A 23,512-nucleotide genomic window follows, 5' to 3' on the forward strand; every position below is an offset into this window, starting at 1 on the left:
GGATGGTGAAGAGAAGGAAGTATATATTGGCCTGTGCGGCACTGGCGATGATGGTGGCCTTGAGCGCTTGCAGCAGCGCGGCAGACGAACCGACAGGTGACGCAGAGAAGGTGGACACCGAGGTTTCCTCCGGAACGGGTGAACAAGCGACCAATGAAGAAGTGAGCGAAGCAACAACAAGTGGAGTGACAGAGACGGAGGGTACAACTGAGCCAGCCGAATCGGATTCAGATAGCGGTGAGGAGGTCACTGCTGGAACGAATGAGTTGCCAGGGAATTTGCCAAGTGACTTCCCCCTGCCGGAAGATGTAACCATTCGTTTGGCCAATTCCGGTGAGGATGAAGGCAAGCAATCGGCCATGGTGATTTTCACCACGGAACAAGATATGAAGACCGTATCCAAGCTGTATAAAGACTACTTCGATGCCAAAAAGTTGACGGATGCAGGTCAGACGATTGATGACAAAAATATTATTATTCAGGGAACTGACCCGGAAACGCAGGATGTCTGGTCTTTAATTGGAGGGGCATTAGCGTCACAGGAAGGCGTTATTGAACTGACATTGACCTGGTCAGAATCATAGGTAGAATATAAGACTATTGTCCTCTTCTGCTTTTTTTCCTCCTATAATAACGAATCAACGCCAAAATACCTTGCATGCGGAGCCGCATTATTGCTGCACCGCTGCAAGGTATTTTTATTTCGAACTGGAAACCTGACAGGTTACATGGTATGTTATATCATTATAATAGATTAATAGACAACTATAGAAGAAGACAGGAGAGGATTGAACATGATTAGAGTGGGTATTGTTGGTTACGGTAACTTGGGTAAAGGGGTAGAGAAAGCCATTTCCCAGAATGAGGATCTTGAACTGATTGCTGTGTTTACACGTCGTAATCCGGAGCAGATGGTCGCTGAAAGTGCAGAAGTTCGCTTTGAGCATATCTCTGCAGCGGAGCAATACATAGGCAAGATCGATGTTATGATCCTCTGTGGTGGCTCGGCAACGGACCTTCCGGAGCAAACACCAGCCATCGCCAAGTTGTTCAATACAGTAGACAGCTTCGATACACATGCCAAGATTCCTGAATTCTACAAGGAAGTGAATGCTGCGGCAGAGCAAGGCGGTCATGTAAGCGTCATTTCCACAGGTTGGGACCCAGGCTTGTTCTCCATGAACCGTCTGCTTGCACAGTCCATCTTGCCAGAAGGAAAAGAGTATACGTTCTGGGGCAAAGGTGTTAGCCAAGGTCACTCGGATGCTATTCGTCGTGTTCCAGGTGTTAAGGCGGGTGTACAGTATACTGTACCTGTGGAAGATGTTATCAACCGTATTCGTGCAGGAGAGACACCAGAGCTGTCTACACGTGAGAAACATCTGCGTCAATGTTATGTGGTAGCTGAAGATGGCGCCAATCAGGATGAGATCCGTGAGACGATTGTATCGATGCCTAACTACTTTGCGGATTACGATACTACTGTAACGTTCATTACTGAAGAAGAATTAAAATCCGAGCATGAAGGTATGCCGCATGGTGGATTTGTAATTCGCAGTGGTGTTACAGGTGCCGGTCAAAAGCAAATTATTGAATTCGGTCTGAAACTCGACAGCAATCCTGAATTTACAGCGAGTGTACTTGTAGCGTATGCGAGAGCCGCACAACGTTTGAGCGTGGAAGGACATAAGGGAGCGAAAACGGTATTTGATATTCCGCTCGGTCACCTGTCCCCGAAATCGGCTGAAGATCTTCGCCGCGACTTGTTATAGTTCTGCTTCATTTCTGTAGTTTCAATAACAAACAGCTCGTCCCTAGATGTATAGGACGAGCTGTTTTTTGTTTTGTGCTATACCCAGTGTGAGGGAATGTTGAGATGATCAGGTAACTTGGTATTCACATTACCTTTGGCTGCATTAATCTGCGATTGCGTGAGGAAGATGCCACCTCTCAGGTCTGCACCGCCCAGATCCGTATCCCGTAAGTCCGCACCAATCCAATCGGCATTTCGTATATCTGCATTTTGGAGGTTGGCTGCGATCATTAAAGCCCCTCGGAAGCTTGCGCCCCGCAGGTCAGCCCCTTTTAAGTTGGCACCAAAAAAGTCACTTCCGGTACGTTTTTTATTCTTCTTCGACTTCCCTTGTCCATGAGCGGCGGCGGCTGGCACATTCGCACGTATCATTTCACTGGCCTGAACCAAGAGTTGATTCACCGAGGACCGATAATGAACGATGTCCAGACGCAGGAGGGCCGCAGGCTCCAGATTGCTCAAGCGCTCGATCTCCTCATATAACTCACCGAATGCCGAGTGAAGGGATGATGTCTCCGGTCTCATCATCATTTCCTTCATATAACTGAGCAACTCGTGAATTTGTCGCAAGGCAGGCAGACAATCAAACATCTCCTTTGCAGACTCCGGATGATCACGCCAATCCTTGCCCGCGTAAGTTACTTGAGACAGCTTCTGTCCAGCTCCGAAACAGTCATATACCGTACAGCCTTTGAACCCTTTCTGCCGAAGCTGGGTATGGATACCGCAGCGATTGTCCGTGCGCAGATTGGGACAGGGTGTGCCGCTGGCCTTTTCAAAAGCAAAATCAGATGACTTGCCATAGGGCAAGGCAACACAGCACAGGCCAAAACATTGCTCGCAGTCTGCACTCAGATGAGGACTCGCAGTACTGAAAAATGGTTGGTTAGACAATGTAAACACTTCCTTATACGAGTACAAATAAATGGAATTACGTCTGTACCACTTTACCATTGCCCTGCGATTAGAGCAATTAGAGACAACGAAAAAAAGGCGTTTACCCAAATAAGATGGGAACGCCTTTTAATCGTGGAGAATCAAAAATTAAACTACACCTTGAGCGATCATGGAATCAGCGACCTTGAGGAAACCGGCGATATTCGCTCCGGCTACGAGGTTGCCTTCACAGCCATACTCTTCAGCAGCTTCCACACAGCTGTTGTAGATGTTCTTCATGATGTCATGAAGCTTGGCGTCTACTTCTTCAAATGACCAGGACAACCGCATGCTGTTCTGTGACATTTCAAGAGCAGACACGGCTACACCACCAGCATTAGCCGCTTTGGCTGGACCAAACAGTACGCCCGCGCCGTGGAAGACATCAATGGCAGCTAGGGTGGAAGGCATATTTGCGCCTTCGCCAATGGCTTTCACGCCACCTTTAACCAGAAGGGCAGCAGCTTCTTCATCGATCTCATTTTGCGTCGCACACGGAAGAGCGATATCACAAGGAATAGACCAGATTCCTTCACAGCCTTCGGTATATGTAGCATGCGGATGTTCTTTGATGTATTCGCTGATGCGAAGACGATCAACCTCTTTCAGACGTTTCACGGTATCCAGGTTGATGCCTTGTGGATCGTATATGTAGCCACCTGAGTCACTGCATGCCACGACTTTGGCTCCAAGCTCTTGGGCTTTTTGAATAGCATAGATGGATACATTACCAGACCCAGAGACTACGACTGTGCTGTCTTGGAAGCTGAGGTCTTTGGATTGCAGCATCTCCTTCACGAAGTACACACATCCGAAGCCAGTGGCTTCCTTACGTGCCAAGCTTCCTCCGTACAGCAGACCTTTACCTGTCAATACGCCTGCTTCATGCCCACCATGGATACGTTTGTATTGGCCGAACATGTAACCGATTTCTCTTGCGCCTACACCAATGTCACCTGCCGGTACATCGGTATCTGAGCCGATATATTTGTACAGCTCTGTCATGAAGCTTTGCGTGAAACGCATAACTTCCAGATCCGATTTTCCTTTGGGATCGAAGTCAGAACCGCCTTTACCACCGCCGATAGGCAGACCGGTCAAGGCATTTTTGAAGATCTGTTCGAAGCCCAGGAACTTAATGATGCCCGAGTATACAGAAGGGTGGAAGCGAAGTCCGCCTTTGTAAGGACCAATGGCACTGTTGAATTGCACCCGGAATCCACGGTTAACCTGAACTTTGCCCTGATCATCTACCCATGGGACACGGAATGTGATTACACGTTCGGGCTCGACAAGCTGTTCCAGCAGACTATGGTTCCGATATTTCGGGTGTGCTTCAATAACTGGAATAAGGGAATCCAGAATTTCTTTGACAGCTTGATGGAACTCGTCTTCATGCGGATTTCTGGCGACAACCGACTCATAGACGGAATGAACATATTCTGCGGCAGTAACTTGAACGGACTCTGTAGTTTCTTTTGTTATCGTGGACACTTTTTCGATGCACTCCTTTATCGTGTTAAAGTCTTTAAATACCTATTTGCATAAATTGAATAAAAGTTTGTAGTTAAATATACAGTAAAGCAAATAAAAATACGAGATATAAATTCATAAAATGTTTTTTATGCAGTAATTAAAATGTTCTATGGATCTACCACATGATGTGAAGAATAAAGTTATTAAATGGAAGATATGACCACAAATGATAATATAAAAGCGAGTTAGACGAATATACTGGATTAAAATATTAGTTTTGGTAAGATGGTAAGAAGGTCTCGTATCCCGAGGCCTTTTAACAATCAGAAGGAGGACAACAAGATGATGAAGAGAAACATGCCAATCAACATGGAGAACAAGGCTTGTATAGGGGGTGAAATCTATTATGAACCATAGGACTTCCCGCCATAATTGCAGAGAGAAGCTGGTGAGCCAGCTATTTACATTCGGTGAAGAGAAAAGAACATTTCTCGACGCCTATTTCGACGTGCGTGATCCAGAGCGAATACAAATGGAAAAACAACTGCTGGCCTATACGGAATATGTGGAAAAACTGCTACTGGGCCCTGATGAAGATCTGGACTCGGCTGTATTGATCGGCAGTCATATTGATTTTGAATATATCGATTTTCATACGTCAGATTCATTCATGATTGTCATGCCAGAAGATACGGATCCGGATGAGGGTCGCATTTCCTTCCTCTCTCCAGTGGGGAGTCAATTGCTGCTTGGCCGCAAAGGGGAAGTTAGGTCTGTCCATACACCATCAGGTTCCATGAGAATACGCATCACAGGCATTGAGCTGCGGGGCGAAACCTTAAACGAGTCGGCCTTGGGAGGTGCAGATCATGCACTTTAAAGAGACAGACTTACCAGGGATTGGACGTAAATACTGGCTGCATACCCGTAGTGGTGAGCACTTGGTCATTGTGATTCATAATGACGAAAGGCGTGACCTGTTCCATATGGAGTCAGGGGATACACCTGAAGAGATGGGGGATATGGTATCTCTTGTCACCCTTGACGATGATGAAGCCCGGGCGGTAGCCGCCATCGTTGGGGGTATGACCTATAAACCGAAGTTTCAAGATGAGCGTGAAGTCATGCTTGAAGGGTTGTTAATCGAATGGCTACGAATTGAACCTCACGCATCAAGCGTAGGCATGACGATTGGTGAACTGGATATCCGTCAGGCTACGGGCGCTGTTATTCTTGCTGTGGTGACCAAGGATAAGGAGAAACATTTTAATCCAGGTCCGGATTATGCTTTTACCGCGGGAGCTACAGTTGTCGTTGCCGGTGAACGGAATCAGATTAAACACCTCAAACAATTGTTGACTGATGGACGGACTTAGCCTATGGATATGCTCATATTCGAAGTGGGAATTGCCGTTGCGCTGATTACACTTACTGGGCTGATATCTTCACGATTACGATTTTCAGTCATTCCTTTCTATATTCTGATTGGTATGGCTGTTGGACCACATGCACCACAGATCGGCATAGTGGATTTGCGTTTTATTGAAAGTTCGACCTTTATTGAATTTATGGGCAGGCTTGGCATTTTGTTTTTGCTATTTTACCTGGGTCTGGAGTTCTCTGTCTCCCGTCTATTAAAGTCTGGCAAAGCCATTCTGACCGGAGGCATGTTCTATGTAGGGCTTAATTTTGTCTCTGGATTACTGTTGGGGTGGTTCATGGATCTGCCCCTTCAGGAGACTCTCGTTGTCTGTGGGATCATGACGAGCTCTTCTACAGCCATTGTAGCCAAAGTGCTCGTTGATCTGAAACGCACGGCAAACCCCGAAACAGAGATTATTATGGGCATGATCATGTTCGATGACTTGTTCATCGCGATTCATATCTCCATCCTGACCGGGCTTGTGCTCAGCGGGGCAACTTCATTCTTAAGTGTTCTGCTGGTATCCCTGTCTGCCCTGCTGTTTATTGTGCTGTTCCTGATTATTGGCAGGAAAAGCATCAAATATATTGATAAGGCACTGAATATCAAGTCATCAGAGTTGTTCCTGCTTACCGTCATGACACTGCTCTTCCTGGTAGCTGGTTTCTCGGAAACATTGCATGTAGCGGAAGCCATTGGAGCATTGATGATGGGTCTTGTGCTGGGCGAATCAAGACATGTCAGTCGGATTGAGCACCAGATCATGCCTTTCAAAGATTTTTTTGGTGCCATTTTCTTCTTCAGTTTTGGTCTGACCATCGAGCCGTCTTCACTTGGCGGAGCAATTGGCATGACGATCATTGCCGTTATTCTGACGATCGCCAGTAACTATGGTGCAGGCATGATCGCTGGCAGATTGGCTGGAATGAGTCCTAAAGCCTCCTTGAATGTGGGCTTTACCCTGGTCTCCCGGGGCGAATTCTCCATTATCATGGCGAACATCGGCAAGGCCGGAGGGCTGATGGTATCCATTCAATCGTTTGCCGTATTGTATGTGTTAATTCTGGCTGTGCTGGGGCCTATCCTAACGAAAGAATCTCCGCGGATCTACGCACAGTATGAGCGACTAAGGAAGCGGGTGAAACGAAGGGAGACAGGATGAGGCGGTGTAGCTGTCCTTGGACAGTCAGAGAATTCTGACCGCAAGGCCTAATAAGCGTCACACGGTTGGAGTGAGAAATCACTCCAAGGTGTGGCGTTTTTTTATTAATAGAAATGGACCGAATATCGGCTTGAAATCATGCTTAACACACCAATTTATCGTATGTATCCATATCTTGTGCGTGGTCGTGAATGTTCAAATTCAGAGGCAGGACTTTGGATGTGATTTGGCAGAAATGGATTGAAAGTAAAAAGTTATTATGTAAAATAATGTTATATTTGATTCTAGCAGTTGAACGTACCATTTACACGAGAATTAGAGGGGGAATAGCTCATGAACAAGAAAAGTAGATTTCAGCGGTTAAAATGGGCCAGTACAGGGATTTTGCTCAGTTTCGTATTATTTGCTCTACCTGCATCTGCCGCGTGGAATGATACATATCAGGGTTATGCGACGTATACGGGCTCAGGTTACTCGGGAGGTGCGCTGTTGCTTGATCCCATCCCTTCGGACATGAAAATTACTGCACTTAATCCAATCCAGCTCAATTATAACGGTGTCAAAGCTGCTCTAGCGGGAGCCTACCTCGAAGTCCAAGGTCCGAAAGGCAAAACAACGGTCTATGTAACAGACCTCTATCCAGAGGGTGCCAGTGGAGCGCTCGATCTATCGCCAAATGCCTTTAACCTGATTGGTGACCCAAAGGCAGGCAAAATCAATATCAGCTGGAAAGTAGTCAAAGCTCCCACCCAAGGTAATGTCTCCTATCTGATCAAGGAAGGCAGCAGTCAGTGGTGGGCAGCCATTCAGGTCCGCAACCATAAGTATCCGGTGCTGAAGTTCGAAGTGAAACAGAAGGATGGTACGTGGCTCAATCTTGAAAAGCAGGACTATAATCATTTCCTCGGAACCGGACTGGGCAAAGAAAAACTAAACGTTCGTATGACCGATATTCGCGGTCAGGTAATAAATGACACGATCCCAGCTCTACCTAATGATGGATCGGGTGGTGCGTACATCGTACCGGGCAATGTCCAGTTTTCGGATTGACAGATATACGAAGGTGTTATAAAAAGAAGTATGTTCATTGACGTATTCTTAACGAAAAGTCGTACATAGTACGGCTTTTTTTGGGTACATGAAAAGAGGAGAATCAACCGTATGAAAAAAAGTTTGCCTTCATATCAGACAACACATCCCTATTGGAAGCAGTATCAGGCTTTTTTCCCGGAAGAAGTGAGGTTAGGGGAGCATACAGTTCCTGAAGAAGAATGGTGGGAGTCAAATGGGGTTCATCTGCATATGGATCGTTTACCTGCACCGGAGTCTCCAATCAAAATTCTGTTTATTCATGGTGCGGGAGGCAATGGCAGGTTGCTCGCTCCGTATGCCCGCATGTTGCAGCGACATGGATACGAGGTGGTATCGCCGGATCTTCCGCCATATGGGTTAAGTTACGCAATGTCTGGTACACGTATCAACTACGAACTATGGATAGAGCTACTTGTGTCACTCATCAAACGGGAATACATGAAAGATGGCAAGCCCATCGTTGTATTGGGAAGTAGCATCGGAGGGATGCTTGCCTATCACACCAGTGCACGTAGCAATCACGTTAAGGGTCTGATCGCAACTACCTTTGTAGACACGAGTAATCAGGAAATGCGTGATCAGCTTGCACCGAACCTTCTGGTGAGCCGTGTGGGGAAACGTATGATGGATATGTTCCCTGGTTTGCTGGACCATGTACGTATTTCGGTCAAGCAGGTATCCCGGATGCAACTGATTACGAATAACCAGGACTTAACCCGGCTTATTATGGATGATCCACAAGCGGCAGCTACACGCATTCCGTTGGAATTATTAAGAACATTCCTTGATAAAGAACCGGAAGTAAGCCCGGAACAGTTCAGCCAGTGTCCGGTCCTGGTGGTTCACCCCGAATTGGACCCCATGACACCTTTCAGGTTCAGCCAACCTTTTTTTGATCGTTTGGTGGTAGATAAGGAATGCATCATTTTGGAGGGTGCAGGCCATTTTCCTATAGAACAGCCAGGACTGAAGCAGTTGGAGGTAGCGGTGTTACGATTTTTACAAGAGATTCAATAATCCAATGATATAAGGTCATGATATGGCTTCAAAAATACATAGTTCTCATATCTTTAATATAGAAAACACCTCCCATTAAGGGAGGTGAATTTGAATGTTTTTGATATGAATTGCACGACCGCCAACCTGAATCTGTATAATTTCATTGGAGCTGTCCAAAGTTAATCTGGCTCGGATTTCGGAGGGGCGGTTCATGGTATACCCTTGTCTGAGCGTATACGTGTGATGATGAGGATCTGTAAGCTGGTTGTAATGGTGTAAATAACAGAGCATGGCACCATTGGAGGTACCCGTTGCACTCTCTTCCGGTATATCATACAGTGGTGCAAAATTACGACATTCGGTCAGAACGTCCATAACATCTGATTCGAGTGTAAACACTTGATAACCTATGGCATGATGAGTCTTGCTTATTTCCGTGATACGCTGGAAGTCAGGATCAATTTTGGTCAGAACATCAACATCTTTAACAGCTATCATGATATCAGGTAGCCCGGTAGACACAATCTGTACAGGAAGTTCGGAATGTAAATCCTCCGTAGAAATACGTAATGAATCGGCAATCTGCTGACGATCCACGATCTCCCCAAACTCCGGCAAAGTCTGTGCTAGGTAGACTTCTCCATTGTCTTCAATAACAACTTTAAGAATTCCGGCGAGTGTCTCCAGTGTATATGTACCAACATCAACGAGATGTTGTGTTTTCATTAGATAAAATAAAGCAATTGTGGCATGTCCGCAGAGATCAACTTCATCACTTGGAGTGAAGAAACGTACTTTGAAATCAGCCTGTCCCGATGGCATAACAAATGCAGTTTCTGAAAAACCGACTTGTCTGGCTATCTCCTGCATCTGGGATTCAGACAAATGCGCTGCTTGTAAAACAACACCTGCGGGGTTTCCGCCAAGAGCCTTGTCCGAAAATGCATGTAATGTACTTACTTCAACTTCCATATTGTTACCTCACTTGTTCAAGTATTGGATTAAGGACTAACATAATCGATAATCGACATTATATCATGATTGTTGAACTGGATAGTGAATCCCTTGATTGCTGTGATCTTTTGAATGAATAGGTCAAGTGACTGCTGGGAAAGGGTAATGAAGGGAGAGAGAGCATAAAGATAATCCAATGGAAAGGCTGGGATCTCTAATGAAAGCAATTGTGATTGAGGAATTTGGTGGAGCGGAACAATTGAAGGAACAAGAAGTAGCCAAACCAGCATGTGGAGTGAATCAGGTGCTGATCCGAACGCATGCCACGTCGGTCAATCCGGTGGATTTTAAGATTAGACAAGGCTATATGAAAGAAGCAGCGGATAATTTTCCGTTGATTCTGGGCGGAGATGTTGCGGGTACTGTGGCTGAAGTAGGCTCGAATGTCACAAGGTTCAGAGAAGGTGACAGGGTATTTGCACGTCCGCGCGAATTCGGAACCTATGCAGAATATGTTGCAGTTGATGCAGACATTATTGCCCGTATACCGGAGAATTTAAGCTTCGAGGAAGCGGCAGCGATCCCGCTGGCAGCGATGACGGCTTGGCAAGCTCTTTTAGATCATGGACGTCTAGGCAAAGGGCAGAAGGTACTCGTCCATGCTGGGTCAGGTGGTGTGGGAACGTATGCCATTCAGATTGCCAAGTCCCTCGGCGCTGAAGTGGCTTCTACGGCCAGTGATTCAAACGAAGCGTTACTTCGATCGCTGGGTGTGGATCATTTTATCAACTATAAAAAAGAAGATTTCTCGGAGATTCTCTCCGGTTATGATGTTGTACTGGACACCATGGGTGGTGATATTCAGCGCGACAGCTTCAAGGTGTTGAAGTCCGGCGGGCATCTGGTATCCTTGGTGGAACAACCGGATGAGAAGCTTGCCAAGGAAGCTGGAGTGACGGCCAACGTCTTCATGATGGAGCCCAAAGGGGATCAACTGGATCAGTTGGCTGAACTGGCTGCGGAAGGCAAACTCAAATCGGTTATTGATGGAACCTACCCGTTAACTGAGCAGGGATTAAGGGAAGCACACGAGAAAAGTGAATCCCATCATACGCGTGGAAAACTCGTTATTCAGGTGCAATAGAGTTCATTAACTCATAGAAGTATGTGGACTCTTGAGTCCGATTCAGATTGTACCAGGCCTGTAAAGTTTCTGGTGTGAAGACATCCAGCTTCTTCAGTACATGCATCGTAAATTCTAACGGAGCTATTCCAGATGCAGTAACTACATTTCCATCGGTTACTGCTGGCTCCGTTTGATAATAAGCTTCTCCGGTATAATCTGGACATATCATCTTCAGATATTGCAGATCATTGCTTGTATGCTGTATGGAGTCCAGTAACCCCATCTTTGCGAGTCTAACTGTGGCACCACAAATGGCCGCAACAACCGTACCTTTTTCTATAGCGTCAGTAACTTTTTTTAATAGGGGATCATGGATGGTGTCCATCCAAGTATTTCCTCCCGGAAGAATGATGACGTCGTTACCTTTCAACGTACATTCATCAATCGAAATATGGGGAAGGATGTTCAATCCGCCCATGGTCGTTACCGGATGTTGATCTGCACCTACGGTTACAACCTGTAAAGGCTCAATATCTTTCTTAAAATATCTTCCCGAGTTCAGTTCAGCACTTAAATAACCTACCTCCCAGTCTGACATCGTATTAAATACATAAAGATATATGTTCTTCTTTTGCATCATACACTCCCCTTTTGTTATTCATGATTGATTGGATTACTCTTGTATTATAAAAAAACTTCACTGACATTTACCGTCAGTAAAGTTTTCAAACTTGATAATGATCAATGAGATCATGCAGAACTTCAACCATCCTTTGCTTCAAACTTATAGGTTCAATGACCTGAACAGATCTGCCATAGGATAAAAGCAAGGTAGGAACATATTGAAGGATGTCTTCTTTGTCGAGTGAGAATGTTGCTTTTTCAGCAGTCCGTTCTTGGAGATGGTGTCCCAAAAACCAATGCAGGCATAGGCCATCCAGTGTGCTTGATTTACCTGTAAGCACCAGAGGAATAAATGATGTCGGATTTTGTGCTTCCGGAAGGAGGCTGCCTCTGAAAAATTTACTTGCCGAAAAATGAGGTGGTCGGTTGAACATCATTTCTGTCTGGTTAGCACAAATGATTCGATCCACTCTAAAACTGCGAATGTCATTCCGAAAATGACAAAAGGCTATAACATACCAATGATGATTCCAATAGATTATTCCATAGGGGTCCACGATTCTAAACTTGGATTGCTCTTCGTGACTGGTTAGGTAATCGATTTTTACAGACGACTTTTGGAGTACACTTTGCTCTAATGTCTTTAATATGATCTCAGTACTGGGCTCTATTCTTGGCTTCCCAAGGGAACCGATCACTTCAACCCCTTCAAATTGTTGCTTAATCATATTCTCCTGTTCTTGATTGGAGTGCATCATAAGCTTTGAAGTTGCGCTATCTAATGCCTCTCCTAAAAAATACCCAGCTTCTTTGGCGAATATGGCAGCATGAAGTAATGTCGTTTTCTCTCCTACATCCAAAAGAAGAGGACTTTTAATGAATTGATTCAAGAGAGTATACCCGCCATGATGACCCGTGTCAGATATTATCGGTACTCCACTGGCGCAAAGTGCATCCATATAACGGTAAACGGTTCGTATATTCATTTCTAATTTTTCAGATATTTGATGGGCTGTAATTTTTCGGCCTGAGTTAAGCAGCCATAGGATAGCCAACATATTATCCAGCTTAGACATTAATTTCACCTCAGAGATTAATCAATCATTTATTTTCTGGTGTAATAGGATATAATAGGGGAAATTTATTCCATTCTGTGCATGAGGTGATACGGATGTCCAACGAACTCATTCAAGCCATTCAATTGTTAAAAGAAAAGAAGTGGGTGGATCTGACCCATACATTTGGACCGAAATCCCCACATTTCTCAGCTTTTGAAGAAGCACAATTTGATACGCTGTTTAATCACGATCAAGGTTTCTTTGCTCAGAGCTTCAAGTTCCCTGGTCAGTATGGTACACATCTTGATGCCCCGATTCACTTTGTTCGGGATACCCGGTATCTGGATGAACTAGGTTTGAAGGAGCTTGTGCTCCCGCTTATCGTCATTGACCAGTCAGCCGAAGTGGCGAATAACCCGGATTTTACACTGGATGTAGAGCATATTCATGAATTTGAAAGAGAACATGGCATGATTGAAGCAGGAAGCTTCGTAGCTTTACGTACGGATTGGAGCAAACGTTGGCCGAGTCATGAAGCATTTGATAACAAGGATGATGAGGGCAACAGTCATGCACCTGGATGGTCGGTGAGTGCACTTATGTTCTTATTTGAGGAACGAAAAATAAAGGCCATTGGGCACGAAACCTTTGACACGGATTCAGCCGTAGATTATCAGAAGAATGGGGCACTCCTGGCAGAATATTATGTGCTTGCTCAGGATACATACCAGGTTGAGCTGTTAACGAATCTGGATCAGGTGCCAGCTAAAGGCGCGGTCATCTTCAATATTGTACCCAAGGCGGAGAAAGCCTCCGGCTTCCCGGTTCGATCCTTTGCTATTCTGCCGTGAAACGGGGTAGGTCCAAGCATCATTCCATCTTCTTGGTACTGAAAACCGACCATTTTGAACGCGCACTAATAGATCAATCAGGTATTAACTAGATTAACTGATCCACATATGTAAGTAGCATGGGAGGCGCAATACGCCTCCTTTTTTATGTTGTTACTTTTGATCCGAATGAGGATCTTGATTAAATCTTTGAGAGATTTTCTTCTCTGTTTTTTTACGCCGTATCCAGCGTTTGAGTACACCTTCTTCTTTGCGTTCTTGCAGTGTCTCCTTCAAGCCTTGAATCATAAATTCCGATCTTCGTCTGTCATCCCGACCAATCTCGCGTAATTCTTTAATAAATTTGTCGTCCATATCTGCCTCTCGCTTATTCAGGATAATTTCATTATACCGAACGTACGTTCTTTTATCAAGTTTTACCATTATGAATGATGTTCGAGATCAATATAGTGAAAAGAAGCACAGGAACAATGCACGGCATGTGTGAGAATGGCACTAGAGGGGGCGATCATCATCCTTCTAAGATTGACTGTATGAGGCTGAGAAACGAGAGGAAGAAAGGAGCAATTCATGATGAAGCAAAGTGAAGGTAGATCGTGGTTACTCATTTTGATGCATGGAATTCTGGGGGTTGGGGCGATCGTTGGAGGAAGCATGTTAATCATCAACCCAACTGGAAATATGGTGAATTTGCCTGAATCTTTGTTGCTGAATTCTCCGTTTTCCAGTTTTTTGTTTCCGGGAATCATCCTATTGCTGGTTCTTGGTGTGATGCCTATAATGATTGCTATTGCACTCATACGCTACACTCCTTGGGCGCCGGGTGAGAGGCTGAATCTCTATCCTGACCGCTACTGGGCCTGGACTTTTTCCTTATACACGGGGTTTGCCCTCATCATCTGGATTATGGCGCAGGTGTATTGGATTCAGGATGTCTCTATCATTCACTTGGTCTATTTTGCATGGGGAGTGGGTATTCAAGTTGTGACTTTATTACCTTCTGTACAGCGAACATATTCGAAATAAACTGCTTGTATATGGAACTAACGGCTGTCGAAAGAATCGTTGAATGATTCTTTCGCCGGCTATTTGTTATGGGCCTCGAGCGGAAACATGTTGTTGTAGTTGACAAAGAACGGATATCCTCGCATACTTACGTAATAAACTTTATAAAGTATATTTATTAATGAGGAATAAGCATATGTATGAATATCGCAAAATCATAATTTGCAGGAAACAGGGAGGTGTGCATGGATGGTATACGTTATTATGGCAATTATAATTTGGGCTGGTGCCTATGCAAATATGGTCTTGTCAAAACAGCCGATTGAAGTAAAACCTGTGAAGTCGATGGATGATTTGTTTGAGTGAACAGAGCAACTTTGGCGATTCCGATTATTGGCGAGCACGAAGGAACTCGTGGGTTCGAGTAAGGTATTACGTTGTGCTATGATATGGAGTGAAATGACATCCATACCATTGCTTTGGCTCCATTGAACCAGAGTGGAAACGAGAGGGTTATGAAAAAAGCCAATGCTACAATGATGAAATACATCAATTTGAATAATGTGCGTGAAGTCATGCAGCAGATCGAGACGGCAACCAAACCGCAATTAGCCTCATTAACCAATCTTAGTGTGGTTACGATCAATGCGCTGATCCAGGAATTATGTGATGGCGGAGAGTTGTTCCAGGATAAAGTGGTTCCCTCGAATGGCGGGCGTCCTGCTCAGGCATATCGATATAATTATAATTACAAGCTTGCTTTGGTTCTTTACATCAAAGAGATGAAAGGCCAGGAGTTGATTTCGGCAACGGTCATGAATCTGGAGAATAAGGTTGTGTTGAAGGAAGAGAGCATTCTGCCTGCTTTTGATAAACAACATTTGCTGCAACTTATTGCGCGTTTCGTTGCGGAGTACCCCTCCATTGATATGATTGGCATCGGAATTCCAGGACAAGCCGTGGACGGGGATATCACGGTGAGCAGTCATGAAGAGCTTATCCATTCCCATCTGATACGGGAGATCGAGAGCGAGTTCCAGCTGAACGTTCTCGTGGAGAATGATGTGAATGCAGCGATTAGCGGGTACTGTGCACAGCATGCTGATCTGAAAGAACAGAGTGTAGCAGGAATTTATTTTCCTAACCGATACCCGCCGGGTATGGGCATGATGTTGAATGGACAGATGATCCGCGGGAAAAACGGGATGTTTGGTGAGGTTAAGTATCTTCCTTATTCACCAGATTGGAGACGTGACATGAGTAAAAACGACTTTGTGGTGCAGGTATGTCATATTCTGCAAACGATCAATGCCGTCGTCGCCCCGCACCAGATTGTCATTTATCAGGAACGTGTGGAGAGAGAAGAACTGGATTTGGCGTGGAAACAGTACGGGGAGCAGAATCCCATGCCGGCATTGCCCGAGATCGTACATCAGGACTCGTTTCAACATGATTTTGATGCTGGGTTAAGGGGAATGGTTCTTAAGGCGTTGAAGAGGAGGATTCATCATGCGTGAAGAAGAGAGAATCATGAAGGGCATATTGTTTAGTCCAAGTGATCCGGAATTAAAGACTATCAAAAGGCGGGCCCATAATCTCAGTCAGCGTTACAGTCAGACATTTGAGGAACAGACGCAGGAAAGGGAACAAATATTGCAACAGCTATTGGGGCAGATCGGTAAAGGTGGATTCCTGCAAGGCCCCATCTTCTTTCATTATGGTGTGCATACCCGGATAGGCGATCACTTCTTCGGTAATTACAATCTGACGATACAAGATGATGCACCAGTGACGATCGGGGACTATACCAGTTTTGGTCCCAACGTTACGATTGTTACTCCCATTCATCCCATGATTGCCAGCGAGCGGAGACAGATGGTGGATCAGAACGGTGATGTGAAGTCGCTATGTTATGCCAAACCTGTCACGATTGGAAACGATGTATGGATCTCGGCGAACGTCACGGTGTGCGGAGGTGTAACCATTGGAGATGGATGTGTCATTGGAGCTGGGAGTGTCGTGACTCGTGATATTGCACCGCATTCATTTGCAGCAGGCGTTCCGTGTAAGGTGATTCGCAAAATTACTGAAGCAGACAGCATGCTCAATTACCCCGATGTTTTGGCAGATTGCCGTGTGCTGGAAGAATAAAAAAGCTGTCACCAGGATCGGTAGATGATCCAGTGACAGCTTTTTTGGTATACGTTTATTTGGAGGCGTTATAGTTGCTCAAGAATTCTTTTACTTTTGCAGGATCAGCTTTCAATTCATTCCCGGTCGGAACGAGCGGGCTTACTGTGGAGTATGCTTTGAGTTTGTTATTCTTGTAGAAGCTCAAAATTTCATCCTGATTAATGGAGTACAGTACGGCTTTTCTCAAATCACTGCTCTTGGCCACATCACGGTTGGCCGTGTTGAACAAGAGATAAGAAACAGCGTTGCTCGGAATGCTTTGCAGATGCAATTTGCTGTCATTTTTGATGATGTCATACTTGGTTTCAGGCACACCGTAGTATAGATGAATTTCACTGCTGCGAAGAGCAGAGAGGGCGCTGTCTGCATCCGCGATGAACCGGACATTGACCTGAGCAATTTTCGGTGCATATTCAGTGCCTTTGCGGTATCCCGGATTTTGCAAGAATACAGCTTCATAGTCATTTTTATATGACAAAATATAAGGTCCGCTCGTATACAGGGTGTTATTGTATGATGCGCCTTCAGTCACCGTGTTCTGATCACCGTAAGGAATATCTTTGTTGACGTCAAAAGAAGCTACATCATAAGTGTTGATGCTCTCCACCTGTTTTTTTGAGACGATCCCGGCTGATTGGTGAGCCAGGTAGTTCAGTACTTGTGGGAAAGGTTCCGTTGTTGTCAGTTTAACGACCTGATATTTTCCTGCGCTATTATCCGCTTTGGTTTTGTCAGTTACGAGTTCTGTAATTTTGCTGCCCAGTCCTTGTTCCAATGCTTCGAGGATTGTGCCGTTACCGCTGGATTGTTTAATGGATTGCAATGCACTCAGATCCGTTACAACCTCAGCTTCTTTGATATGTTCATGCAGACTGTATGTCCGGTGATCCGGAACGGAATCTTTGTTTTTCGCACGATCCAGGGAGAAGATGACATCATCTGCACCGACACGTTCTCCTGTATCTACAGCTTTTTTGTTATCAATCTTCGCAAAGTTGATATCGTCTCTGAGAATGAAGTAGTAATCTGAATTACCTTCAGCAATGCTAAAATTATGAGACAATGATCCTTCTGCTGTCAGTTGATCGTCATCTGTGAGGTTAACGAGACGTACATACATATTCGTATTCAACTGGTTGATGGAACCGTCATTTCCTTTGATCGGATCAAGGGAAGTCAGTACGGATGCGCTTTGCGTCAGAATCAGCGGATCTTTGGCATTTTTGGAGCTGTCCTTGAATTCAATCGGTTCCCAGGCCATCGCGCGGGATTTGGAGAGACGCACGGTTTCGACATTCAGAATGTCTTTGTTCACAGCCTGACTTTTCAGGGAAATGTACAGAGGAGCGATATAAGCCTGATCCGTTACCAAGCGATCTTCCAATTGTTTGTACGTATCTTTGTATTGGTCTGGTGTTTGGGTAGCTGCCTGATCGATAAGCTTATCAATCTCCCCATCTGCGAGGATACTGTAATCTCCACCTGTTTTGAAAAGAGAACGTACGGCATAATCGGGATTTCCCGTTACCGTTGTCCAGCTGGACAAGGCCATGTCATAATTCCCTGCATCCTGCTGGGATTTGAAGCTGCCGTAATCCGGTTGAAGGTTCAGCTTCACATTGAAGCCGTTTTTGGTCAGCTGGTCGCGGACAATGTTTACATCATTTTCGGAAGAACTCATGGCGAGTAGCTCAATGTCTGCCGGTTTTTGTGCAGTTTCGGTTGTTGTGTCCGCTGGTGCGGTCTCCGCCTGGGATTCGGTTTTTGTTTTTACACTGCAACCGGAAATCACAATGACGAGAATTAGTAGCAATGAGATCAGTGTCCGTTTTTTCATGGGATTACCCTCCATATTTATAATGTGTGATGTGTGAATTCTTTATATATCCTTCATTTCAACCAATCATTTAGGCCTTCTCCAGCTTGGGATCGAGCGCATCACGCAGACCATCACCGAGGAAGTTAAACGAAAGAACCAGCAGAATAATAGCCAAGCCTGGATAAATCGCCAGATAAGAGTGAGTCTCCAGGTATGTACTGCCTAGCTTCAGGATGTTACCCCATTCCGGAATATGCGGCTCCACGCCGAGTCCCAGATAACTCAGACTGCTGGTAGCAATAACGGCTCCACCAATCGTGAGTGTAGACTTGATAATCATGGGTGCAAGGGAGTTGGGAATAATGTGTTTGAAAATAATCGTACGATTGTTGTACCCCAGTGCACGTGCAGCTTCCACAAATTCAAATGTAGATACATAGAGTACACTGGCTCTCATCGTACGGGCGTACGTTGGAATGGAACCCAGACTAAGCGCCAGAATAAGATTGACCGTATTCGCTCCGAACGCCGCAATAATGGCAATGGCAAGCAGAATGCCCGGAATGGCATAGAGAATATCAAGCAGTCGCATGATGATGTTATCCGTATGCCTACCGTAGAAGCCAGAGAGCGCTCCAAGGACTCCACCGATTAACACAGGAATGATCGTCGACATGCAACCTACGATCAAGGAGATCCGGGCACCGAATACAATCCGGGAAAATAAACATCGTCCGAAGTCATCCGTTCCCAAGGGATACGCGAGGGAAGGCGATTGTAGCAGAGCGGAATAGTTATTTTCCACAGCCATGCTGTAGTCAAAGGTAAAGAAGCTGCAGATCGATATCGAGAACAGAAAAATGATAAAAAACAAACCGGACATGGCAGTCATATTCGGAGCAAGGCGCTCCCACAGATCGTTCCAGAAGTTTGATTTTTGTTTCCCCTGTCTGCGAATGCGTCCAATAATGGAAATGCCGAGCAATAGTGCGAATACATTACCTGTGATCGAGGTCAGCATCAGTACCACACTTACACCGATCATCCAGCGAGGGAGGATCGAGGTCGCGTTATAACGGGATACGATAATTAGAACGACCAGGTCGATGACCAGAATAAAGATCAGCACCGCCATGGCAGGCAGGAAGTTGTCAGCCACATAAGGTTTGAAGATATTTAATGCGGATACACCGATCACGAACAGTTGGGTTAACAACATGTACACCGCAAAGGTATACTCCACGTTCCTGGATTTTCGAATCAGATGAAAGGCTGCCGTTACGATAAATATATTGCCTGAAATGATAGCAAGTAGTTGAACCCAGGCAAGCCTGCGAGTCAGAGCAGAGACTGTACCGGTGCGGATCAAGTCTTTTCGAATCCGAAACGTGATGACAGTTTGCACTAGTGTGAAGAATACGTAGATCCCAAGGATCGTTAGCAGAAATGGTTTGAACGTCTGCTCGCTCCAGTCATAACTGTTGAACAACAGCAATGCAGTCAAGAGAAGAGACGTGACCCAGGCGAAGCTCGCCTGGCTGTATTCACGAGAAGACTTAAGCCGGAAACGCATTTCTTGTGTTAAAGACGAGTTTGTCATAGTACACCTGCTTTAAGAGGTAGTTCAAAAAGTTCACACATTAATATTGTTTCATCTTGGAGCGCACTCTTGGATCAATAAAAGCATACAGCAGATCAACCGCTACATTAATAATGGAGATTGTAATGGCTGTGTAGATTACTCCGCCCATGATACTCGGAATATCGGGGATGAATTGTTTATCCACAATGTAGCTGCCGAGACCGCTGATATTAAACACTTTCTCCGTTACCGCTGCTCCGCCCAACATGGCTCCGAATTGAAGTCCAACTACCGTTACGATGGGAATTAATGCATTGCGCACAGCATGTTTCAGCATGACTTGGCGTTCGCTTAATCCTTTGGCACGGGCGGTCATGACATAATCCTCATGAATGACTTCCAGTGTAGAAGAGCGGGTCATCCGAGCCACCGCGGCCGTGAGACCCGTACCCAGCACAATGGTCGGCATAATGATCGACAGCCAGTTCTGCGGGTTGAAGGTGGCGGGAAGCCACTGCATTTTGATCGAAAAGTTCAGAATGAAAATAAGCCCTTGCCAGAAATTCGGGATGGATAATCCAATCAGAGCAATAAACATGAAGGTGTAGTCGAACCACGAATTAGGCTTAATTGCTGAGATAATGCCAATGGGTAATGCAATGACAAGTGCTAACAGCAGGGAAATGACCGCAAGCGTCAAGGTAATGGGAAACTTCCTTGCAATCGTGGCTGTTACGTCTTCATTTCCTGCAAAAGATTTGCCAAGATCGAAGAAGGCGACGCCCTTGATATTGTTCCAAAGCTGTGTAAGATAAGGCTGATCCAAGCCATACACCTGATTGAACGCGGCAATCTGTTCCTGCGTTGCTGTTTCTCCCAGAATGTTAGCTGCCGGGTTGAACGGAGACAGATACAAAATTGTAAATACGAGTGTAGCTACGCCCAGAATGACAAATACCGTCATCAGTATTCTTTCAAATATGTACTTTAGATAAGGATTACCATACAAGAACAGGATGCTATACATGAGACAGCCTGGAATAATGGATATCGCCAAAAACCATGGTTTGTTGATCAGTGAGTGGAATGTATCGGCCATTGTAAGACGTTGATTTCCTTGTTGCTGAAGTATGCGGGATGTCCGCTCCTTCAATTCCGTCTGAACGCTCTCCTCCAACCATTCCTCGGTCTGACGTTTGAATTCTCCCTCACTGACCTGCTGCTGGAAAAAACGATGTTTGCGACGCAGTTGTTCTTCCACTTCCAACTTCAGTCTGTTCCGGTAGGAAGAAGCGAACAGTTCTTGCTCAGCGGCCTGTCTGGCAGCTACCCAGCCGTCATTTTTTCGATGTGAACGCCATATTAGAAACACGACTAAATTGATCGGTAATCCAAGAATGAACAGAACGTATCGATAGTAAGGATGAAGCAGCATTTTGCCATAAATAAAGCTTAAATTGTGTACCAACCGTGAGATTCTACTGCCATCTGCAAGATTCAAACCAAGTGTACCTCCTTTCATTCAGGTTTAAATTGCATTATTCCGATTGATATAGTATATATTATTTAGGGTCTAAACAATTGTCAAGGAATTAAATGGTATACATATGAGTGAATGAGAAAAACGGATGAGAGCTGGTGATTGCATGGAACCTTTACTGAAAGTTAATGAGTTATCTGTCTCTTTTCACTCCGGAGAGAGTGAGTTTCAGGCAGTGCGAGAAGTAAGTTTTGAAGTGCGAAAAGGGGAGACACTAGGCATTGTAGGCGAATCGGGAAGTGGAAAGAGTGTAACCGCACGTTCCATTATGAGACTGCTTGCATCGCCTCCTTCGCAGATGAAAAAGGGAGAAATTCTATTTAAGGGTGTCGACCTTGCCAATAAAACGCAGAAAGAGATGGAGAGCATCCGTGGGCGTGATATTGGTATGATCTTTCAAGATCCGATGAGTTCCCTTAATCCGACAATTAAAGTGGGGAAACAGATCTCTGAGAGTCTAATCAAACACCAGAAGGTGTCCAAAAGGGAAGCCAAGAAGCAGGCGATTGCCATGATGGAGCGGGTGGGGATAACTCGCAGCGAAATACGCTACAACCAGTATCCGCACGAATTCTCCGGAGGCATGCGTCAGCGGGTCATGATCGGTATTGCACTCGCTTGTCGTCCTGAATTACTCATTGCCGATGAACCGACAACCGCTCTGGACGTTACGATTCAGGCACAGATTTTGAATTTGATGAAAGATATGCAAGAGCAACTGGGCACATCGATTATCCTGATCACGCATGACTTGGGCGTAGTAGCGGGCATGTGTGATCGGGTTGTTGTGATGAAAGAAGGACAGATTGTGGAAACTGGGACGACGGCAGAGATTTTTGCTAATCCCAAACACCCGTATACGATCAGGCTTCTGAATGCATTACCACGTTTGGATCAGAAGAAAAAGCCAAAACGGGTATCCATGGTTCCGAGAGATCTGGAAGACGATCAGCCATTGCTTGAGGTGAAGTCGCTCAAACAACATTTTAATCTGGGCAAAGGCAACACTTTAAAGGCTGTGAATGATATCAGTTTCCATATTCGGCAAGGAGAGACACTCGGCGTTGTGGGAGAATCCGGCAGTGGTAAATCGACCACGGGGCGCGCCATTCTTCGATTGCATGAGCCAACAGGTGGGGATGTGCTGTTTAAGGGAGTTCCGCTCAATCGTCTGTCCGCTTCGGAGATGAAAACGATGCGCAGACATATGCAGATTATTTTCCAGGATCCCTATGCATCTCTGAATCCCAAAATGAGGATAATGGATATCATTGGAGAAGCGCTTGATATCCATCAACTTGCAGGCAATGCCGCTCAGCGGGAGAAACGGGTGGAGGAATTGCTGGAGATGGTGGGTCTTGATCCTGCCCATGCGCAGCGTTATCCACATGAATTCTCGGGAGGACAGCGACAGCGGATCGGTATAGCGCGAGCTCTGGCTGTGGAGCCGGAATTCATCGTATGTGACGAACCATTGTCTGCACTGGATGTATCGATCCAGGCTCAGATCGTACAATTGCTTGAAGAGTTGCAGCAGCGACTCGGATTGACGTATCTGTTCATCGCGCATGACTTGTCCATGGTTAAACATATCAGTGATCGAGTGGCTGTGATGTATAACGGGAAAATTGTGGAGCTGGCTGAGAGTGAAGAACTGTATTCCAACCCGCAACATGCCTACACCAAGGCATTGCTATCAGCTATTCCTGTGCCTGATCCGGCGATCGAAGCGAAGAAAAAGAGGCATGTTGTCAAAGAAACATCTGTTGAAGCAGAGGACCGTTATAATCTGGAACATTCCAAGTGGGTAGAAGTTAAGGAAGGCCACTGGGTAGCCATATCAAGCTAAAGTGATGTGA

Annotated in this window: 22 protein-coding genes; 13 read left to right on the plus strand and 9 right to left on the minus strand. The window is 45.4% G+C overall.

Going from position 1 to position 23,512, the window contains the following annotated elements; genetic code table 11:
* Positions 1 to 2 precede the first annotated feature (2 nt).
* Positions 3 to 584, plus strand: coding sequence for a hypothetical protein (locus ACX9NY_RS01260; RefSeq protein ID WP_472476765.1), 582 nt, complete (start codon positions 3 to 5; stop codon positions 582 to 584).
* Positions 585 to 794: 210 nt separating this feature from the next.
* Positions 795 to 1,772, plus strand: coding sequence for a diaminopimelate dehydrogenase (locus tag ACX9NY_RS01265; protein WP_472476766.1), 978 nt, complete (start codon positions 795 to 797; stop codon positions 1,770 to 1,772).
* 77 nt (positions 1,773 to 1,849) lie between these two features.
* Here the strand turns inward: ACX9NY_RS01265 and ACX9NY_RS01270 are convergent, their stop codons facing one another.
* Entirely contained in the window at positions 1,850 to 2,707 is an 858-nt protein-coding gene (locus ACX9NY_RS01270; protein WP_472476767.1) for a pentapeptide repeat-containing protein, read from the minus strand.
* 150 nt (positions 2,708 to 2,857) lie between these two features.
* Positions 2,858 to 4,243: an NADP-specific glutamate dehydrogenase gene (gdhA, locus tag ACX9NY_RS01275; protein ID WP_339236569.1), complete on the minus strand. Its 1,386-nt coding sequence runs from the start codon at positions 4,241 to 4,243 to the stop codon at positions 2,858 to 2,860.
* 388 nt (positions 4,244 to 4,631) lie between these two features.
* Here gdhA and ACX9NY_RS01280 point away from each other — a divergent pair, with 388 nt between their 5' ends.
* From ACX9NY_RS01280 to ACX9NY_RS01300, 5 genes are all read left to right on the plus strand, one after another.
* Complete coding sequence (locus ACX9NY_RS01280; RefSeq protein WP_339236567.1) at positions 4,632 to 5,105, plus strand: GreA/GreB family elongation factor; 474 nt, start codon at positions 4,632 to 4,634, stop codon at positions 5,103 to 5,105.
* Positions 5,095 to 5,601 carry a cation:proton antiporter regulatory subunit gene (locus ACX9NY_RS01285; RefSeq protein ID WP_339236564.1) on the plus strand — a complete coding sequence of 169 codons (507 nt, stop codon included), beginning with the start codon at positions 5,095 to 5,097 and terminating at the stop codon, positions 5,599 to 5,601. Before ACX9NY_RS01280 ends, ACX9NY_RS01285 begins: the two co-directional genes overlap by 11 nt.
* A 3-nt stretch (positions 5,602 to 5,604) precedes the next feature.
* Complete coding sequence (locus tag ACX9NY_RS01290; RefSeq protein ID WP_339236562.1) at positions 5,605 to 6,810, plus strand: cation:proton antiporter; 1,206 nt, start codon at positions 5,605 to 5,607, stop codon at positions 6,808 to 6,810.
* Positions 6,811 to 7,143: 333 nt separating this feature from the next.
* Positions 7,144 to 7,860, plus strand: coding sequence for an expansin ExlX (gene exlX, locus ACX9NY_RS01295; protein ID WP_472476768.1), 717 nt, complete (start codon positions 7,144 to 7,146; stop codon positions 7,858 to 7,860).
* A gap of 111 nt (positions 7,861 to 7,971) precedes the next feature.
* Positions 7,972 to 8,919, plus strand: coding sequence for an alpha/beta hydrolase (locus ACX9NY_RS01300; RefSeq protein WP_472476769.1), 948 nt, complete (start codon positions 7,972 to 7,974; stop codon positions 8,917 to 8,919).
* 75 nt (positions 8,920 to 8,994) lie between these two features.
* Here ACX9NY_RS01300 and ACX9NY_RS01305 read toward each other — a convergent pair whose 3' ends face one another.
* Positions 8,995 to 9,873, minus strand: a complete 879-nt coding sequence (locus ACX9NY_RS01305; protein ID WP_472476770.1) for a PhzF family phenazine biosynthesis protein — start codon at positions 9,871 to 9,873, stop codon at positions 8,995 to 8,997.
* Between the two features lie 199 nt (positions 9,874 to 10,072).
* Between ACX9NY_RS01305 and ACX9NY_RS01310 the strand changes: the two genes are divergently transcribed.
* Complete coding sequence (locus tag ACX9NY_RS01310; RefSeq protein WP_472476771.1) at positions 10,073 to 10,999, plus strand: NADP-dependent oxidoreductase; 927 nt, start codon at positions 10,073 to 10,075, stop codon at positions 10,997 to 10,999.
* On the opposite strand, the gene ACX9NY_RS01315 is transcribed toward ACX9NY_RS01310, so the two are convergent.
* The gene (locus ACX9NY_RS01315) at positions 10,983 to 11,618 is read right to left on the minus strand and encodes a type 1 glutamine amidotransferase family protein (protein ID WP_472479183.1); all 636 of its coding nucleotides are present in this window, start codon (positions 11,616 to 11,618) and stop codon (positions 10,983 to 10,985) included. The two genes, ACX9NY_RS01310 and ACX9NY_RS01315, sit on opposite strands and share 17 nt — an antisense overlap.
* Before the next feature lie 88 nt (positions 11,619 to 11,706).
* Positions 11,707 to 12,681 carry a helix-turn-helix transcriptional regulator gene (locus tag ACX9NY_RS01320; protein ID WP_472476772.1) on the minus strand — a complete coding sequence of 325 codons (975 nt, stop codon included), beginning with the start codon at positions 12,679 to 12,681 and terminating at the stop codon, positions 11,707 to 11,709.
* Between the two features lie 95 nt (positions 12,682 to 12,776).
* Between ACX9NY_RS01320 and ACX9NY_RS01325 the strand changes: the two genes are divergently transcribed.
* Positions 12,777 to 13,514 carry a cyclase family protein gene (locus ACX9NY_RS01325; RefSeq protein ID WP_339236548.1) on the plus strand — a complete coding sequence of 246 codons (738 nt, stop codon included), beginning with the start codon at positions 12,777 to 12,779 and terminating at the stop codon, positions 13,512 to 13,514.
* Between the two features lie 153 nt (positions 13,515 to 13,667).
* Here the strand turns inward: ACX9NY_RS01325 and ACX9NY_RS01330 are convergent, their stop codons facing one another.
* Positions 13,668 to 13,868: a hypothetical protein gene (locus ACX9NY_RS01330; protein ID WP_339236546.1), complete on the minus strand. Its 201-nt coding sequence runs from the start codon at positions 13,866 to 13,868 to the stop codon at positions 13,668 to 13,670.
* Between the two features lie 216 nt (positions 13,869 to 14,084).
* Here ACX9NY_RS01330 and ACX9NY_RS01335 point away from each other — a divergent pair, with 216 nt between their 5' ends.
* The 3 genes from ACX9NY_RS01335 (at position 14,085) to ACX9NY_RS01345 (ending at position 16,670) form a co-directional block, all read left to right on the plus strand.
* Positions 14,085 to 14,540 (plus strand): hypothetical protein, encoded by a 456-nt coding sequence (locus ACX9NY_RS01335; RefSeq protein ID WP_472476773.1) that lies wholly within the window; start codon positions 14,085 to 14,087, stop codon positions 14,538 to 14,540.
* A gap of 494 nt (positions 14,541 to 15,034) precedes the next feature.
* Positions 15,035 to 16,036, plus strand: coding sequence for an ROK family protein (locus ACX9NY_RS01340; protein WP_472476774.1), 1,002 nt, complete (start codon positions 15,035 to 15,037; stop codon positions 16,034 to 16,036).
* Positions 16,029 to 16,670: a sugar O-acetyltransferase gene (locus ACX9NY_RS01345; protein WP_339236540.1), complete on the plus strand. Its 642-nt coding sequence runs from the start codon at positions 16,029 to 16,031 to the stop codon at positions 16,668 to 16,670. The genes ACX9NY_RS01340 and ACX9NY_RS01345 overlap by 8 nt, the downstream gene beginning before the upstream one ends.
* Before the next feature lie 55 nt (positions 16,671 to 16,725).
* On the opposite strand, the gene ACX9NY_RS01350 is transcribed toward ACX9NY_RS01345, so the two are convergent.
* From ACX9NY_RS01350 to ACX9NY_RS01360, 3 genes are all read right to left on the minus strand, one after another.
* Complete coding sequence (locus ACX9NY_RS01350; RefSeq protein ID WP_472476775.1) at positions 16,726 to 18,549, minus strand: ABC transporter substrate-binding protein; 1,824 nt, start codon at positions 18,547 to 18,549, stop codon at positions 16,726 to 16,728.
* A 70-nt stretch (positions 18,550 to 18,619) separates the two neighbouring features.
* Positions 18,620 to 20,131 carry an ABC transporter permease gene (locus tag ACX9NY_RS01355; protein ID WP_472476776.1) on the minus strand — a complete coding sequence of 504 codons (1,512 nt, stop codon included), beginning with the start codon at positions 20,129 to 20,131 and terminating at the stop codon, positions 18,620 to 18,622.
* 40 nt (positions 20,132 to 20,171) lie between these two features.
* Positions 20,172 to 21,614 carry an ABC transporter permease gene (locus ACX9NY_RS01360; RefSeq protein ID WP_472476777.1) on the minus strand — a complete coding sequence of 481 codons (1,443 nt, stop codon included), beginning with the start codon at positions 21,612 to 21,614 and terminating at the stop codon, positions 20,172 to 20,174.
* Positions 21,615 to 21,759: 145 nt separating this feature from the next.
* Between ACX9NY_RS01360 and ACX9NY_RS01365 the strand changes: the two genes are divergently transcribed.
* The gene (locus ACX9NY_RS01365; RefSeq protein WP_472476778.1) at positions 21,760 to 23,502 is read left to right on the plus strand and encodes an ABC transporter ATP-binding protein; all 1,743 of its coding nucleotides are present in this window, start codon (positions 21,760 to 21,762) and stop codon (positions 23,500 to 23,502) included.
* Positions 23,503 to 23,512: the final 10 nt, after the last annotated feature.

It is taken from the genome of Paenibacillus sp. CB74, from assembly GCF_055687625.1.

Bases quoted from the DNA above. Each gene is read 5' to 3' on its own strand.
- ACX9NY_RS01345 (WP_339236540.1), top strand. From the start codon at position 16,029: ATGCGTGAAGAAGAGAGAATCATGAAGGGCATATTGTTTAGTCCAAGT.
- ACX9NY_RS01365 (WP_472476778.1), top strand. From the start codon at position 21,760: ATGGAACCTTTACTGAAAGTTAATGAGTTATCTGTCTCTTTTCACTCC.
- exlX (WP_472476768.1), top strand. From the start codon at position 7,144: ATGAACAAGAAAAGTAGATTTCAGCGGTTAAAATGGGCCAGTACAGGG.
- ACX9NY_RS01320 (WP_472476772.1), bottom strand. From the start codon at position 12,681: ATGTCTAAGCTGGATAATATGTTGGCTATCCTATGGCTGCTTAACTCA.
- ACX9NY_RS01280 (WP_339236567.1), top strand. From the start codon at position 4,632: ATGAACCATAGGACTTCCCGCCATAATTGCAGAGAGAAGCTGGTGAGC.
- ACX9NY_RS01260 (WP_472476765.1), top strand. From the start codon at position 3: ATGGTGAAGAGAAGGAAGTATATATTGGCCTGTGCGGCACTGGCGATG.
- ACX9NY_RS01300 (WP_472476769.1), top strand. From the start codon at position 7,972: ATGAAAAAAAGTTTGCCTTCATATCAGACAACACATCCCTATTGGAAG.
- ACX9NY_RS01325 (WP_339236548.1), top strand. From the start codon at position 12,777: ATGTCCAACGAACTCATTCAAGCCATTCAATTGTTAAAAGAAAAGAAG.
- ACX9NY_RS01305 (WP_472476770.1), bottom strand. From the start codon at position 9,873: ATGGAAGTTGAAGTAAGTACATTACATGCATTTTCGGACAAGGCTCTT.
- ACX9NY_RS01265 (WP_472476766.1), top strand. From the start codon at position 795: ATGATTAGAGTGGGTATTGTTGGTTACGGTAACTTGGGTAAAGGGGTA.
- ACX9NY_RS01350 (WP_472476775.1), bottom strand. From the start codon at position 18,549: ATGAAAAAACGGACACTGATCTCATTGCTACTAATTCTCGTCATTGTG.
- ACX9NY_RS01335 (WP_472476773.1), top strand. From the start codon at position 14,085: ATGATGAAGCAAAGTGAAGGTAGATCGTGGTTACTCATTTTGATGCAT.
- ACX9NY_RS01330 (WP_339236546.1), bottom strand. From the start codon at position 13,868: ATGGACGACAAATTTATTAAAGAATTACGCGAGATTGGTCGGGATGAC.
- ACX9NY_RS01285 (WP_339236564.1), top strand. From the start codon at position 5,095: ATGCACTTTAAAGAGACAGACTTACCAGGGATTGGACGTAAATACTGG.
- ACX9NY_RS01290 (WP_339236562.1), top strand. From the start codon at position 5,605: ATGGATATGCTCATATTCGAAGTGGGAATTGCCGTTGCGCTGATTACA.
- ACX9NY_RS01355 (WP_472476776.1), bottom strand. From the start codon at position 20,131: ATGACAAACTCGTCTTTAACACAAGAAATGCGTTTCCGGCTTAAGTCT.
- ACX9NY_RS01310 (WP_472476771.1), top strand. From the start codon at position 10,073: ATGAAAGCAATTGTGATTGAGGAATTTGGTGGAGCGGAACAATTGAAG.
- ACX9NY_RS01340 (WP_472476774.1), top strand. From the start codon at position 15,035: ATGAAAAAAGCCAATGCTACAATGATGAAATACATCAATTTGAATAAT.
- ACX9NY_RS01315 (WP_472479183.1), bottom strand. From the start codon at position 11,618: ATGCAAAAGAAGAACATATATCTTTATGTATTTAATACGATGTCAGAC.